The organism is Rhizobium aureum (genome assembly GCF_030182495.1).
Taxonomy (GTDB): domain Bacteria; phylum Pseudomonadota; class Alphaproteobacteria; order Rhizobiales; family Rhizobiaceae; genus Rhizobium; species Rhizobium tropici_C.
In genome coordinates, this window is sequence record NZ_JAQJCI010000003.1 from 132,282 (window position 1) to 147,259 (window position 14,978).

Consider the following 14,978-nt stretch of genomic DNA (forward strand, 5'->3'; position numbering starts at 1 on the left):
GAAGAAAGCTAGGAATGAAGCCGAAGACGAGCAAAGCGTCCCCCTGGTGGACCCGCAATGTCCATGCGGACCGGCGGCCGTTCCTCATTGGCCGCAATGCCATCCAGGCTGCATTGCGCATTTTCTTTGCCCGCAACGACTTCATCGAGGTGGATACGGCGACACTGCAGGTATCGCCGGGTAACGAGGCGCATCTGCACGCCTTCGAGACGGAGGCGCTGACGACAGACGGAAAGGCGCTGCCGCTTTATCTGCACACCTCGCCGGAATTCGCCTGCAAGAAACTGCTTGCGGCGGGCGAGGAGCGCATTGCCTGCTTCGCCCATGTCTACCGCAATCGCGAGCGAGGGCCGCTGCACCATCCGGAATTCACCATGCTCGAATGGTATCGGGCCGGCGAAGGCTATGAGGTCCTGATGGCCGATTGCGCCGCAATCCTGGGGCTTGCGGCCGAGACCGTCGGGGCGAAGAAATTCAGCTATCGCGGCGCAGAAACCGATCCGTTCCTGCCGCCCGAGCGCATCAGCGTGGCCGCTGCTTTCGAGCGCTATGCCGGCATCGATCTCTTTGCCTCCATCGGCCTTGACGGATCGACCGATCGCGAGCGTCTAGCGGCGGATATGCGCCAGGCGGGCATCCGCGTTGCCGACGACGACCTGTGGCAGGATCTCTTCAGCCGTGTGCTGGTCGAGAAGATCGAGCCGAATCTGGGCTTCGGCCGTGCCACGATCCTTGACGAATATCCCGTTTCCGAAGCGGCGCTTGCGCGGCCATCGGCCAGGGATCATCGTGTCGCCGAGCGTTTTGAGCTCTATGCCTGCGGCGTCGAGCTTGCCAATGCCTTCGGCGAACTGACCAATGCCGAAGAGCAGCGCCGCCGCTTCGAGATCGAGATGGCGGAAAAGCAGCGCGTCTATGGCGAGACCTATCCGCTGGATGAGGAGTTTCTGAAGGCGCTTGCAGTCATGCCTGACGCAAGCGGCATTGCGCTGGGTTTCGACCGGCTCGTGATGCTGGCAACCGGCGCCTCACGGATCGAGCAGGTGCTGTGGGCTCCGGTGGCGGAGTATGACGCATGAATGTGGTGCGCCCGATCCGGACCATCGGAGAGCTTGAGCGCGCCGGGCTGATCGATGCCGATCAGGCGGTCGCGCTCGAAGCGGTGGCGGAACGCTATGCCGTTGCCCTGACGCCGACCGTGACGCGGCTGATCGATCCCGCAAACTCCGCCGATCCCATTGCTCGGCAGTTCGTGCCCGATGCTGCCGAATTGCGCGTCATGCCGGAGGAGCGGGCTGATCCGATCGGCGATCACGCGCATAGCCCGGTCGAGGGCATTGTGCATCGCTATCCGGATCGCGTGCTGCTGAAGGCCGTACATGTCTGCCCGGTCTATTGCCGCTTCTGTTTCCGCCGCGAGATGGTCGGCCCCCAAGGGCTCGGCACGCTGGATGGCGAGGCGCTGGACGGCGCCTTTGCCTATATCCGCGACCATCAGGAGATCTGGGAGGTCATCCTGACCGGCGGCGATCCGCTGGTGCTTTCGCCGCGCCGGCTGGAAGAGATTCTCGGGCAGCTTGCCGAGATCGATCACGTGAAGATCGTCCGCTTTCACACCCGTATTCCGGTCGTCGATCCCCTGAAGGTCGATGCGGCGCTGATTACGGCGCTGAAGGCGAGCGGCAAGACCATCTATGTGGCGCTGCATGCCAATCATCCGCGAGAACTGACGGAGGAGGCGCGCGCCGCCTGTGCCCGGCTGGTCGATGCGGGCATCGTGCTTATCAGCCAGTCGGTTCTCCTCAAGGGCGTCAACGACGATCCGGAGGTGCTGGCGGCGCTGATGAAGGCTTTCGTCGAAACGCGGGTGAAGCCTTATTATCTGCATCATCCTGACCTTGCGCCCGGAACCAGCCACTTCCGCCTGACGATCGCCGAGGGGCAAGCGATCGTCGCGGCACTGCGCGGCCGTATTTCCGGCCTTTGCCAGCCCACTTACATTCTCGATATCCCCGGTGGCTACGGCAAAGCCGATATCGGCCAGAGTTCCGTCCGTGAAACGGGTGAAGGTTGCTACTCGATTTCAGACTATCGCGGCGGCGAGCATATCTATCCGCCGCAAAGCTAAAGTGCATACTTACGATCTTATATTGGACTGACGCTCTGATTGTGATGATGATTTTCGAATAAAACGTAGTGGCGAATTTTGGTGCGTTAACCCTCTTCGGGACCTCGCTCTTCCAAAAATCGACATGGCATAATATTAGGTAAATTTAATATTTGCGTGGAAGTCATCATTTATATGGCTTACGGAAGGTAAATTTTAATCAGAAAATTGTTGAATATAGCAATTTTCTACGAAGTATAAGTCGTTTGTATTTACCACGTCGCTTAGCGGAATGTTCTATTTTACCTGTTACTTCTTGGCGAACGATAAGACGGCATGACTTCGGTTATGCTTGCAATTGCCAGAAGGGACTAGATTATGAACAAGACGATTCGCGATTTGCTGGCCAAGTTCGGTGCGCTTCCTGTTACTATCGATCAGATCGAAGATGATGCTGATCTTTACGCGACCGGCCTGTCTTCTTTCGCTTCCGTACAGTTGATGCTCGGCATCGAGGAAGCCTTCGACATCGAATTTCCCGACAACCTGCTGAATCGCAAGTCCTTCGCCAGCATCGCCGCGATCGAAAGAACCGTCGGCATGATCCTGGACAGCAGAAAGGTCGCCTGATGACTGCGGCGGTCGCTCTACTTGAGGTTGGGACGGGCGAGGGAGCGGCGGTACGTGCCGCCCGAGTCGCAGCGATCGCCAGCCAACACGCCGATGCCGTCGATGCCGAAGGCCGGTTCCCACGCGAAGCTGTCGACGCGATGCGCGCTGAAAAGCTGCTCTCCATTCAGATCCCCGCCGATCTCGGCGGTGAAGGCGCATCGATGACCGAAATCGCCGAGCTCTGCTCGATCCTCGGTCAGGCCTGCGCCGCCAGCGCCATGGTCTTCGCCATGCATCAGATCAAGCTGTCGAGCCTGGTCGAGCACGGCGTCGATAGCGACTGGCACCGCGATTTCATGCGCCGCATCGCCAGGGAACAGCTGTTGCTTGCCTCGGCGACGACCGAGGGCGGGATCGGCGGCAATCTGCGCAACAGCATCTGCGCCATCAAGGTCGAAGGCGATACCTGCACCCTCGAAAAGGATGCGACCGTCATTTCATACGGCGCCCATGCCGACGCCATTCTGATTACCTCGCGCAGCCATGCCGAGGCGGCGTCTTCCGATCAGGTGCTGACCTGTTTCCTTAGAGATCAATACGAGATCAAGCGCACGGTCGAGTGGAACACGCTCGGCATGCGCGGTACCTGCTCCGACGGTTTCCTATTCAAGGGCGTGGCGCCGGCCAAGCAGATCCTGCCAAAGCCGTTTGCCGAGATCGCCGCGCAATCGATGCTAGCCAGTTCGCACCTGCTCTGGAGCGGTGTGTGGTATGGCATCGCCGCTGATGCGGTTTCCCGTGCACAGGCTTTTGTTCGTGCCGCTGCCCGCAAGTCTCCCGGCGCACCGCCGCCCGGCGCACTGCGTCTCGCCGAAGCCTCCAGCATGCTGCAGATGGTGAAATCCAATGTGGTTGCCGGGCTGAAGGCCTATGAAGAGGCGAAACTCGACGCGGACCGCCTGTCGTCGATGGCCTTCGCCGTGGCGATGAACAACGTCAAGATCGCATCGTCGGAGATGATCCTGCCGATCATCAATCATGCGATGCTGATCTGCGGCATCATGGGCTACAAGAACGGTACGCCCTACAGCCTCGGCCGCCACCTGCGCGACGCGCACTCGGCGCAATTAATGATCTCGAATGACCGCATTCTCGGCAATACGTCGACCATGCTGCTCGTCCACAAACAAGATACCAGCCTGTTGGGGTAACCGTCATGGATATGCAAACATCGTTTCTCGACCGCCTTTTCGATTCCGGTCTCCTGATCGACACCGGCGTTGATGGACTCTACGGCCGCAGCGGCCAGTTCGAAGATGTCATTTCCGCCTTTGAGCGGCTGATCGACAAATTCGGCGGCGCCGATGGCGCCGAGGCCATCCGTTTTCCGCCCGGCATGAACCGCGCCTTCTTCGAAAAGAGCGGCTACATGAAGAGCTTCCCGCAGCTCGCCGGCACGGTGCACAGCTTCTGCGGCAACGAACTCGATCACATGAGCCTGCTGAAGTGCATGGAAGTCGGCGACGACTGGACGAAAGACCAGCAGGCGACCGATATCGTGCTGACGCCGGCCGCCTGCTATCCGCTCTATCCGACCGTTGCCAAGCGCGGCGCCATTCCGGAAGACGGCGCGCTCTATGACCTGCAGTCCTATTGCTTCCGCCACGAGCCCTCCAAGGACCCGGCCCGCCAGCAGCTCTTCCGCATGCGCGAATATGTCTGCATGGGCAGCGAAAAGCATGTGACGGATTTCCGCCAGAGCTGGATGGATCGTGGTGTCGAGATGATGAAGGCCGTTGGCCTCGACGTGACCATAGATGTCGCCAACGATCCGTTCTTCGGCCGGGCCGGCAAGATGCTCGCCAACAACCAGCGCGACCAGAACCTGAAGTTCGAGCTGCTGATCCCGATCACCTCGACCGCCAAGCCGACCGCCTGCATGAGCTTCAACTACCACCAGGATGCCTTCGGCACGAAGTGGGGCTTGAACTTCACCGATGGCAGCGTCGTGCATACGGCCTGCGTCGGTTTCGGCCTGGAGCGCATCGCGCTGGCGCTGTTCCACACCCACGGTCTCGACGTCAAGGAATGGCCCGAGAGCGTGCGTAAGGCGCTGTGGGGCTGATCGCTTCCATGGCAGCCGTGTTTCAGGGACTGGATCCCGCCGCCTACAAGCCACATGCGCTGCACGACAGCGAGCGCATGTGGCCCGAGACCAACTGCTATATCGATCTCTGGATCGAAGTGCTTTCGCGCCTGGAGCTGCCGCCGGAAGCCATGCTCGGCTTCACGCTGACACAGGATTTCGAGGGCGACCAGTTCACCTTCTTCAAGGTGCCGCTCGAGGATCTGGAAGCGCTCTATGGCGTGCGCTGCACCGAACTTGCGATCTACGACAAGGTGCAGAACCATGTCGCCGAGCAGATCGGCCGTGGCCGGCTCTGCCTGGTGGAGATGGATTCCTTCTTCATGCCGGATACGCAGGGCGTCGGCTATCGCCGCGAACACGGCAAGACGACGGTGGCGATCAACAGGCTCGACATGGAAGGCCGCACGGTCGACTATTTCCACAATGGCGGGTTCTTCCAATTGTCGGGCGAAGATTTCGACGGGCTCTTCCAGCTGCATCTGACGGATGAAGATCTGCCATTCCTGCCCTATACGGAATTTGCGAAATTTCCGGAGAAGGCACCGAGCGACGCCGCGATCCGTCAGACGGCGCGGCAGCTTCTGTCTTTCCATTTCCGCCGTCGTCCCAAGGCCAATCCGATCCGCGCCTTCGCGGAGGTCTTCCCGACGCAGGTGGAGGCGGTCGCCGAACGGCCTTTCGGCTTCTTTCATAAATATGCCTTCAACACGCTGCGTCAGCTCGGTGCCAATTTCGAGCTCGCCGGCAGCCATTTCGATTGGCTTGCGGCCGATCTGGGCAATGCGGCCGGCGAAGCGCGGAAAATTTCCGAGACGGCAAAATCGGTGCAGTTCCAGCTTGCCCGCGCCATTACGCGCAAGAAATTCGAGCCATTGCGCACGGCGCTTGATCCGGCCGCCGATGCGTGGGATTCCATGATGAGCGAGCTCGAACGGAAGCTTTGACAAGCTTCCGTTTGACCGCGATACGGCTGGGTCATTTCTGAACATATTGGGGCGGGGTAATCCCCCGGAAGATGTCATGGGCGGGCGCTTGGCGGATCTCGGCGGCGGAATGAGGCTGAGCGAGGGTTGGAATCTGGTACTGACGGAGGCGGGCACATGCCTCTCGCCCTCCGATGTGCCGCTGACGTCTGGCTTCATCCCCGCGCCCGTGCCGGGCACGGCAGCGCAAGCACTGGAAAAAGCGGGGCGTTTCGATAGGACAAAGCCACAGCCTCTTCATGATCGCGATGCCTGGTACATCTGCCGTCTGGTGGATGCAGAGGCCGGCGAGGCGGTGCTGCGGCTGGAGGGGCTGGCGACGCTTTGCGAAGTCTTCCTCAACGGCCAGCAAATCCTTGTTTCCGAAAGCATGTTCGAGGCACATGACATCGACGTTATCCTGCTTGGCGGTGACGAGCTGGCGCTCTGCTTCCGTGCGCTGGAGCCGAAGCTTTCCGAACCGGGTCCGCGCGCCCGCTGGCGGCCGCAGATGATCACGCCGCAGGGTCTGCGGATGGTGCGCACGACGTTGCTTGGCCATATGCCCGGCTGGTGCCCGGAGGTTCAGGCCGTTGGTCCATGGCGGCCGATTACGCTGCTGCGGCCGGGCGCTCCCGTTATTCGCGATCTCTCTTTGCGGCCGGACCTGCTCGAGAATGGCGAGGGCAGGCTCTACGCTTCGCTCTCGATCGAGAGCGATGTTGAAGAGCTGCTTTTGCGCTGCGGAGAGACGGAACAGGCGTTCGAAAAGGATAGCGCCGGCCGCTATACCGCAATTCTGAAAATTCCCGATGTAGCGCCCTGGCGGCCGCATACGCACGGCGTGCCGCAACTCCATGATGTCGCCCTCGTCGTCAATGGAGTCGAGCACGCACTTGGGCAGACCGGGTTTCGCCGGCTGTCGATCGATCGTGGTGCCGATCGCCAGGATTTCGCTCTTGTCGTGAATGGCGAGCGGATTTTCTGCCGCGGCGCGGTCTGGACCACGGCCGATATCGCACGCCTGCCTGGCGGCCGCGACGATTATGAACCCTGGCTGCGGCTGGCGGCTGAGGCCGGCATGAACATGATCCGCATCGGCGGCACCATGGCTTACGAGACGTCGGAATTCTTTCGTCTCTGTGACGAACTCGGCCTGCTGGTCTGGCAGGATTTCATGTTCGCCAATTTCGACTATCCGAAGACCGACAAGGCGTTCAACGTCCATGTCGAGGCGGAGGTTTCACAGTTTCTGAGCCGCACACGCCTCTCGCCCTCGCTGGCTATCCTTTGCGGCGGCAGCGAGATCCACCAGCAGGCGGCCATGATGGGTCTGCCGGAACAGTTCTGGAAAAGCCCCATCGTCGAAGAAATCATCCCGCCGCTGGTGCAATCGCTGCGGCCGGATGTGCCCTATGTAGTCAATTCGCCAACGGGCGGGCCGATGCCGTTTTCGCCGAATGCCGGGGTCACGCATTATTACGGCGTCGGCGCCTATATGCGGCCGCTTGCCGATGCGCGCCGCGCCGATGTTCGTTTTGCCGCCGAGAGCCTGGCTTTCGCGCATGTGCCGCAAGCCCGTACGTTGAGCCAGCATCTGCCGGTTCCGGCAGTCCATAGCCCACTATGGAAGGAGCGCGTGCCGCGCGATCGCGGCGCATCCTGGGATTTCGAGGATGTGCGCGATCATTATCTTCAGGAGCTTTACGGTTTCGAGCCGAACAAACTGCGGCGGGAAGACCCGGATCTCTATCTCAACCTCTCCCGTGCGGTGACGGGCGAGGTGGCTGAGGAGACCTATGCCGAGTGGCGCCGTCACGGCTCCGGCTGCAACGGCGCGCTCGTCTGGACGCTGCAGGATCTGCTTCCCGGCGCCGGCTGGGGTGTGATCGATTCGATCGGGGAGCCGAAGCCGGTCTGGTATGGGCTGCGCCGCGCTTTCCGGCCGGTGCAGGTATTATTGATAGACGAGGGCACGAACGGTCTCGACGTACATGTCATCAACGAGAGCGATGCGGCGCTCGATCTGACCGTCGAAGTCTCCTGCCTGCGCGATGGCCGTCAGGTCGTCGTCGGTGGCGGCCGCGATCTGGTGCTCGAAGCACGCGGCAAGCAAAAGATAGCCTGCACTGATCTTTTCGGCGCCTTCTTCGACACGACCTACGCTTTCCGTTTCGGACCACCGTCGCACGATGTCACTGTCGCGCGGCTGACGAATTCGGTAACCGGCGCGGTGATTGCCGAGGCCTTTTACTTCCCGCTTGGCCGCACCAAGGCATTCCACGATGCCGAAATCACGGCATCGGCAGTGCAGGAGGGCGAGGACTGGTTCCTCGATCTCAGCACTAATCAACTGGCGCAATCGGTGCAGATCGATCTGGAAACCTATCGGGCCGAGGATGACTGGTTCCATCTTGCGCCAGGCAGCCGGCGGATTCTGCTGTACCGGCGGGAAGGCGTTCCGGCCGAGGTCATTCCATCCGGGCAAATCCGCTCCGTCGGCAGCCGGCGGATCGTCGAGGTGTAGGTGATGGCGGGCACGAGGAGTTATCTCGCCCGCTAGGGTCGAGATCGGTCCTGCGCCAGCTCTCCTACAGCGTCACCCCATCCGGCCCGAACAGATGGCAGCGCTCGGGATCGATGTGAATGCTAACTGTCTCGCCGGCGCGGATGGCCTGCTGATCTTCTAGCGCAACCGTCAGCGCCTGACCGCCATGCAGCGTGACGTAGAGGATCGTCTGGCCGCCGAGATGTTCGACGAGATCGACGCGGGCATTGCCGAGCGCCAGGCCGCGATCGCCGACGTTCAGGTGCTCCGGGCGGGCGCCGAGGGTCACCGGCTGTCCAGGCTGAAGGCTGCCCAGCCGGCGCGGCAGGCGCACCGTCTGGCCGGCAAGATCGATGACGGCGGAGCCGTCGTCGGAGGCGACGATCTTCGCGTCGAGGAAGTTCATCTTCGGCGAGCCGATGAAGCCGGCGACGAACTTGTTCTTCGGCTTGTTGTAGAGGTCGAGCGGCGCGCCGACCTGCTCGATCTTGCCGCCGTTCAGCACCACGATCTTATCGGCCATCGTCATGGCCTCGGTCTGGTCGTGGGTGACGTAGATCATGGTATTGCCGAGCCGCTGGTGCAGGCGGGCGATCTCGACGCGCATCTGCACGCGCAGTTCGGCATCGAGGTTCGAGAGCGGCTCGTCGAAGAGGAAGATGTTCGGTTCGCGCACGATGGCGCGGCCGATGGCGACGCGCTGGCGCTGACCGCCGGAGAGCTGCTTTGGCTTGCGCTGCAGCAGCTGCTTGATCTGCAGGATCTCGGCCGCCTTTTCGACGCGCGGATGAATGTCCTGCTTCTTCATGCCGGCCGTTTCCAGGCCGAAGGCAAGGTTTTTGTAGACGGTCATATGGGGGTAGAGCGCATAGGACTGGAAGACCATGGCGATGCCGCGTTTGGAGGCGGGGACATCGTTCATGCGGCTGCCGTCAAGATAAAGCCCGCCGCCGGAAATCGGCTCGAGGCCAGCGATCATGCGCAGGAGCGTGGACTTGCCGCAGCCGGAGGGACCGACGAAGACGGTGAATTCCCCCGGCTCGATTTCGAGGTCAATCCCGTGAACCACCTGGAGCTCGCCATAGCGCTTGATAACCTTCTGCAGCGATACGCTTGTCGCCATGGGCGCTTCCTCCTTGTTGGTCCTGATGGCTCGCGGAGCAACGTTCATGACGGCCTCCAGCTCTTGTATTTCTTGGCTTCCGGCCCGACGGGGAAGCGGACTTCAGTGCGGGTTTCCGACGATTCATAGAATGCGGTGACCAACTCCAGCGCCTGGCGGGCATCGACTGTGGTCACCGGCAGCGGTCCGCCCGACACCAGCGCGTCGTGGAACAGCCTCATCTGCGTGTTGAAACGGTTGGGGATCGGCGACCAATCGGTGAGCAGCGCATCGATCTTCGCGCCGATCTCCTCATTGGCGGGGATGATCTTCCAGGGGTCCTGGCCGGGGCTGTAGGGCTCGTGGTTGCTCTCGATCAGGACGTTTTCGAAGGCGAGGCGCAGGCGGCTGATCTGCTCCTGCGAGCCGAGCGTCGCGCTGATGGTGGCGAGCGCGCCGTTTTCCATCAGCAGGCTGGCGCTGGCGCAATCTTCCACCTCGATATCGTTGACGCGGGTGGCAACACGGCCAAAGAGGCCCGCGATCGGCCCCATCAGATAGGTCAGCATGTCGTGCAGATGGATAGAGTGCGTCATCAGCACGCCGCCGAGTTCGGTGTCCCACTTGCCGCGCCAGGGGACCGCATAATAGTCGGCGCCGCGTACCCAATGCGTCTCCGACGTTGCGACATAGGGTTTGCCGGCAATGCCTGAAGCGATGATACGCTTGGCTTTCTGGATGCCGTCGCCATAGCGATATTGGAAGATCGGCATCAGCCGGCCCTTGGCGGTCTTTTCGGCCTCGATGACCGCATCGACATCGGCGAGCGATCCCACGAGCGGCTTTTCGCAGACCACGTGTTTGCCGGCGGCAAGCGCCTGCATGATCAGTTGGAAGTGCGAGCCGGGCGGCGTGCAGATGTCGATGATGTCGATATCGGGCATGTTGAGGACTTCGGAGAAATCCTTGAGGCGTCTGCCGATGCCGAACTCGTCGCCGACGGCGTTCAGGCGTTCCTCGTTGAGATCGCAAAGGACGGCGACTTCGAAGCGATCCGGATGCGGCAGATAGCCTTCGACGATATGAGAGCGGCCGATGCCAAGGCCGATGATCGCGACTTTCTTGATGTCGGACATGACGCAATTACCTTTGAATGCTGTTGAGCGATGTTGCCTCGGCAAGCGCCTGCGCCTTCAGCGCCAGCTCCATGGCTTTGAAGCAATGTTCCTGGCTCATCGCGGTTTCGGTGCGATCTCTGACGTCGTCAACAAGCTGGCGGCCATAGGGCAGTTCCACACCGCTGCAGTCGATATGCTGCATGCCCTTGCGGTCGGTGAGGAAGAGATGGTCGGTGCCGGGCCGACCGGCGACATCGATATATTTGCGCAGCTCGATCGTGCCTTCGGTGCCAACGATGAAGAGGCGGCCGTCCCCCCAGGTGGAAAGCCCGTCCGGCGTGAACCAGTCGACGCGGACATAGCCCGTGACGTCGGGCGTCCTTACATGAAAATCGCCATAGTCCTGCAGGCCCGGCGTTTCCGGATTGGCGCGGTTGGACACCGTTGCCGACAGCACCTCGGCTTCAAGGGAGTCTGCAAAGAACAGGAACTGCTCGCACTGATGCGAGGCGATGTCGGCGATGATGCCGCCATAGCGCTTGCGGTCGAAGAACCAGTCGGGCCGGGTCGGTTTGCGCAGACGGTGCGGCCCGAGGCCGGTCGTGTGGATGACCTTGCCGATAGCGCCAGCCTTCACCAGTTCACCGGCCTTGACCGTCGATGCCGTCTCGAAATGCTCGGAATAGAGGATGGAGACGATGCGCTTGGTCTCGGCCTGCACTTTTCGCACTTCAGCGAGCTGATCCAGCGTCACCATGCCGGGCTTGTCGAGCATCACGTCCTTGCCGTGGCGCATGGTCTCGATAGCAAGGTCGGCGCGCTCGCTGGAAATCGCGGCGCTGACGATCAGCGCGATGGAGCTGTCTTCGAGGATTTCCCTTTTATCGGCAACGCGTTTCGCCTGCGGGAAGCGTTCGGCGAAGGTGGCGGCGAGATCGTCCTCCACCGCATGGAAGGCGACGAGTTCGGCGCCGGCCCGCAGCATGACGTTGACCTGGCCGTAGATATGATCGTGATTGAGGCCGATGGCGGCGAAGCGCAGCGCGCTCATGCGACATTTCCTTTCGTGGGTTTGTTGGTTCGCAGCCCCAAATCTTGGGTATTCGGGGCTGCGAGGTTCGTAATCAGCGTTTGAGGCCGGCGGTCGCGATGCCGTCGATCAGCAGCCTCTGGAAGAAGAGGAAGATCAGGAAGACCGGGATCAGCGACAGGCTCGACATGGCAAACAGGCTGCTCCAATCGGAACTTCCCGTGGAGTCCACGAAGGAGCGCAGGCCGAGCTGTACCGTGTAGGTGTTGATGTCCGAGAGGTAGATCAGCGGTCCAAAGAAATCGTCCCAGGTCCAAATGAAGGAGAAGATGGCGGCCGTCGCCAGAACGGGAAGCGACAGAGGCAGCATGATGCGCCAGTAGATGCGCCATGGGCTGCAGCCATCCATCATGGCGGCCTCGTCCAGTTCACGGGGAATGCCGCGGAAGAACTGCACCATCAGGAAGATAAAGAAGGCATCGACCGCGAGGAATTTCGGCACGACGAGCGGCAGCATGGTCTTCACCCAGCCGAGCTTCAGGAAGAGGATATATTGCGGGATCAGCGTCACGTGATAGGGCAGCATCAGCGTGCCCAGCATCAGGGCGAACCAGAAATTCTTGCCCCAGAAATTTAGTCGGGCGAAGGCGTAAGCCGCCAGCGAGCAAGAGATGACGTTGCCGATGACCGAAAGCACGGCGATGACGGCTGAATTCCAGACGAACTTGCCGAAGGTGACCTGTCCGCCGAACCAGCCGCGGGCATAGGCGCTGAAATCGAATTGCGAAGGGATCAGCGATGCCGTGCCGAAGATCTCGTTCTGGTCCTTGATCGAGCCCGAGAGCATCCACAGCAGCGGATAGAGCATCACGATCGACGCGGCGACGAGAGCGACGTGGATGAGGACGGAGAGGAACCACGGGCGCTCGCGCGGCGGCTTCATGTCGTCGGCAAAATGAGTGAGCTTCGCGTCAGTCATCGTAGTGGACCCAATAACGAGCGGAGAGGAAGGAAAAGGCGGTGAAGATCGCGATGATGATCACCAGGATCCAGGCCAGCGCCGAGGCATAACCCATGCGGAAATAGCCGAAGGCTTCCTGGTAGAGATAGAGCGTGTAGAACAGCGTCGAATCGATCGGGCCGCCGGTGCCGGATGAAATCACATAGGCCGGCGTAAAGGCCTTGAAGGCGTCGATCGTCTGGACCACGGCATTGAAGAAAATGACCGGCGTCAGAAGCGGCAGGGTGATCTTGAAGAAGATCCGCGCCTTGGAAGCTCCGTCGAGGCTGGCGGCCTCGTAGAGATCGGTCGGGATCTGGCGCAGGCCGGCGAGGAAGATGATCATTGGCGAACCGAACTGCCAGATGGCCAGGATGATGAGTGTGTAGAGCGAATAGTCCGGATTGGAGATCCAGCTCGGCCCGTTGATGCCGAAGGCGTACCAGAGGAGGGTATTGACGATGCCGTCGGCATCGAAGATCTGCCGCCACAGCACCGCGATCGCGACGCTGGAGCCGAGAAGCGAGGGCAGGTAGAAGATGGCACGGTAAACCGGTAGGCCCTTGATACCGCGGTTGAGCAGCAGCGCCACCAGCAGCGCGAAGGCGAGCTTCAGCGGCACCGAACAGACGACGTAGAACAGCGTCACCTTCATCGACGACAGGAATTTGTCATCGGCCGTCGCGATCCGCACGTAGTTCTCCATACCGACGAGGTTCGGCGCCTGCAGCAGATTGTAATCGGTGAAGGAGAGATAGAGTGAGGCGATCGCCGGCCCGAGGGTCAGTCCGAAGAAGCCGATGAACCACGGCAGAAGGAAGAGATAGCCGGGTGCGTTGCGCGCGAATGCGCTCGGCGCTTTATAGGCAGTTTCAACGCGCAACGGCGCGCGCGCGCCGACGGCCAAGCCGCCGGCAACGCTCTTGCTGTTTGTACCCACGGTGTCAGCCTCGCGTAATGTTTGCTGCTGCCTGTTCGGTGAACTTCGTGCCAGCGTCCTGTGCACTGGTTTTGCCGAAGGCCACCTCCTCGGCGATCTTCTTCAGCAGGAAAGCGTTCTCGCCGGCGCCGTTCGGTGGAGACGGCGGTAGCGCTCCGACACGCGGCGTCAACCGGCCGATATAGTCGACCACCTGTTTGCTGACGGGATCCAGACCCGGGGTCAGGAGATCGCGGATTTTTTTCGAAGGCGGAACGCCGCGCTCGACTCCGAGCGCCTTGGTGCCTTCCGGGTCTTCGACCAGGTAGTTTACGAAGGCGACGGCGGCATCCTTGTTCGCGGACGTGGCCGAAACCGACATCAGCATCGACGGTTTCAGATACTGGCCGGGCTTGCTGTCGGCATTGGCCGGATAGGAGACGATATCGAGCTTCTCCTTGACAAGGCCCTGAATGGCGACGAACTGGTTGGAATGTGCGTAGCTGACCGCTGCCTTCTTGGTCACGAGCATGTCGGTTTCGAGGGTCTGCTGGTCCAGCGCCTGGACGTCGGCTGGCGTGCACGCGCCGATCTCTCGCATATGGCCCCAGAAGTCGAACCATTCGGTGGCATCCCTGGCTTCGAAAGCCAGCTTGCCGTCAGCCGTATAGAGAGCCTTGCCGCGCTGGCGCAGCCAGCATTCCAAAGCCGGCTCGCTGCCGCCGGCATCTGCCGTGCCATAGAAGCCACGGCGTTTCTTGGCAGCCGTCACCTTGGCACAGGCCTCGCCGAGCTGCTCCCATGTCATGCCGTCATGCGGCGGCTCGACGCCGGCTTCATTCCAGGCGGCAGTATTGACGACGACCATTGAGGAATTCACGCCGAGGCTGACACCGTAAATCTTGTTGTCGACTTTGCCGGAATCGATGTTGGCCGTGCCGAAATCCTCGATTGCCAGGCTCTTGCCGAGATAAGGCGTCATGTCGAGCAACGCGCCGCGACGGGCATATTCGAAGATGTAGCGGTAATCCATCTGGATGAGGTCGGGGGCATTGCCGCCGCCGGTCTGGGTGGCCAAGCGCGTCCAATAGCTGTCCCAGCCGAAGGATTCGCCGGCGATGGTGATATCCGGATTCTTGGCCTGATAGGCCTTTACGGCTGCAAATGTCCGGTCGCTGCGCTCCTTCGACCCCCACCAAAGAAGGCGCATCGCGGTTGCCGCATTGGCGCTCGAAAGTCCCATACAGCTGAAGGCAAGCGTGGCTGCCATGCCGGCTAGCAACTGCCGGCGGTCGATCGTCAACGTCATCCTGGTCTCCTCCCCAGTGAACCGATGATTTACGAACTGCTTTGCATGATATAACTATTTGGTTACAAGTTGGATAGAAACGCGACCGCTGTCAAGCGCCAATCGCGTCACAATCAAAACGG

Annotated in this window: 13 protein-coding genes; 7 read left to right on the plus strand and 6 right to left on the minus strand. The window is 61.1% G+C overall.

From position 1 onward, the window contains the following. The first annotated feature begins 14 nt into the window (after positions 1-14). From epmA to PH552_RS09445, 7 genes are all read left to right on the plus strand, one after another. Positions 15-1,079, plus strand: a complete 1,065-nt coding sequence (epmA, locus tag PH552_RS09415) for an EF-P lysine aminoacylase EpmA (protein WP_285165895.1) — start codon at positions 15-17, stop codon at positions 1,077-1,079. Beyond that, positions 1,076-2,128, plus strand: a complete 1,053-nt coding sequence (locus PH552_RS09420) for a lysine-2,3-aminomutase-like protein (protein WP_285165896.1) — start codon at positions 1,076-1,078, stop codon at positions 2,126-2,128. Before epmA ends, PH552_RS09420 begins: the two co-directional genes overlap by 4 nt. Positions 2,129-2,485: 357 nt before the next feature. Beyond that, entirely contained in the window at positions 2,486-2,737 is a 252-nt protein-coding gene (locus tag PH552_RS09425; protein WP_112341555.1) for an acyl carrier protein, read from the plus strand. Continuing rightward, complete coding sequence (locus PH552_RS09430; protein WP_112341553.1) at positions 2,737-3,930, plus strand: acyl-CoA dehydrogenase family protein; 1,194 nt, start codon at positions 2,737-2,739, stop codon at positions 3,928-3,930. Before PH552_RS09425 ends, PH552_RS09430 begins: the two co-directional genes overlap by 1 nt. Positions 3,931-3,935: 5 nt before the next feature. Further along, complete coding sequence (locus tag PH552_RS09435) at positions 3,936-4,844, plus strand: amino acid--[acyl-carrier-protein] ligase (protein ID WP_113249626.1); 909 nt, start codon at positions 3,936-3,938, stop codon at positions 4,842-4,844. A gap of 8 nt (positions 4,845-4,852) precedes the next feature. Continuing rightward, positions 4,853-5,812: a DUF1839 family protein gene (locus PH552_RS09440; protein WP_112341732.1), complete on the plus strand. Its 960-nt coding sequence runs from the start codon at positions 4,853-4,855 to the stop codon at positions 5,810-5,812. A gap of 76 nt (positions 5,813-5,888) precedes the next feature. Next, positions 5,889-8,357: a glycoside hydrolase family 2 protein gene (locus PH552_RS09445; protein WP_285165898.1), complete on the plus strand. Its 2,469-nt coding sequence runs from the start codon at positions 5,889-5,891 to the stop codon at positions 8,355-8,357. A gap of 64 nt (positions 8,358-8,421) precedes the next feature. On the opposite strand, the gene PH552_RS09450 is transcribed toward PH552_RS09445, so the two are convergent. The 6 genes from PH552_RS09450 to PH552_RS09475 all read right to left on the minus strand — a co-directional run bounded on the left by PH552_RS09450 (position 8,422) and on the right by PH552_RS09475 (position 14,856). Then, positions 8,422-9,501 (minus strand): ABC transporter ATP-binding protein, encoded by a 1,080-nt coding sequence (locus PH552_RS09450; RefSeq protein WP_113249641.1) that lies wholly within the window; start codon positions 9,499-9,501, stop codon positions 8,422-8,424. Positions 9,502-9,545: 44 nt separating this feature from the next. Next, complete coding sequence (locus PH552_RS09455; protein ID WP_112341550.1) at positions 9,546-10,616, minus strand: Gfo/Idh/MocA family protein; 1,071 nt, start codon at positions 10,614-10,616, stop codon at positions 9,546-9,548. Between the two features lie 7 nt (positions 10,617-10,623). Then, positions 10,624-11,649: a Gfo/Idh/MocA family protein gene (locus PH552_RS09460; protein ID WP_113249628.1), complete on the minus strand. Its 1,026-nt coding sequence runs from the start codon at positions 11,647-11,649 to the stop codon at positions 10,624-10,626. A gap of 73 nt (positions 11,650-11,722) precedes the next feature. Next, positions 11,723-12,607 (minus strand): carbohydrate ABC transporter permease, encoded by an 885-nt coding sequence (locus tag PH552_RS09465; protein ID WP_112341546.1) that lies wholly within the window; start codon positions 12,605-12,607, stop codon positions 11,723-11,725. Beyond that, entirely contained in the window at positions 12,600-13,511 is a 912-nt protein-coding gene (locus tag PH552_RS09470) for a carbohydrate ABC transporter permease (RefSeq protein ID WP_210260659.1), read from the minus strand. The genes PH552_RS09465 and PH552_RS09470 overlap by 8 nt, the downstream gene beginning before the upstream one ends. A 61-nt stretch (positions 13,512-13,572) precedes the next feature. Further along, positions 13,573-14,856 carry an ABC transporter substrate-binding protein gene (locus PH552_RS09475; protein WP_113249630.1) on the minus strand — a complete coding sequence of 428 codons (1,284 nt, stop codon included), beginning with the start codon at positions 14,854-14,856 and terminating at the stop codon, positions 13,573-13,575. Positions 14,857-14,978 lie beyond the last annotated feature (122 nt).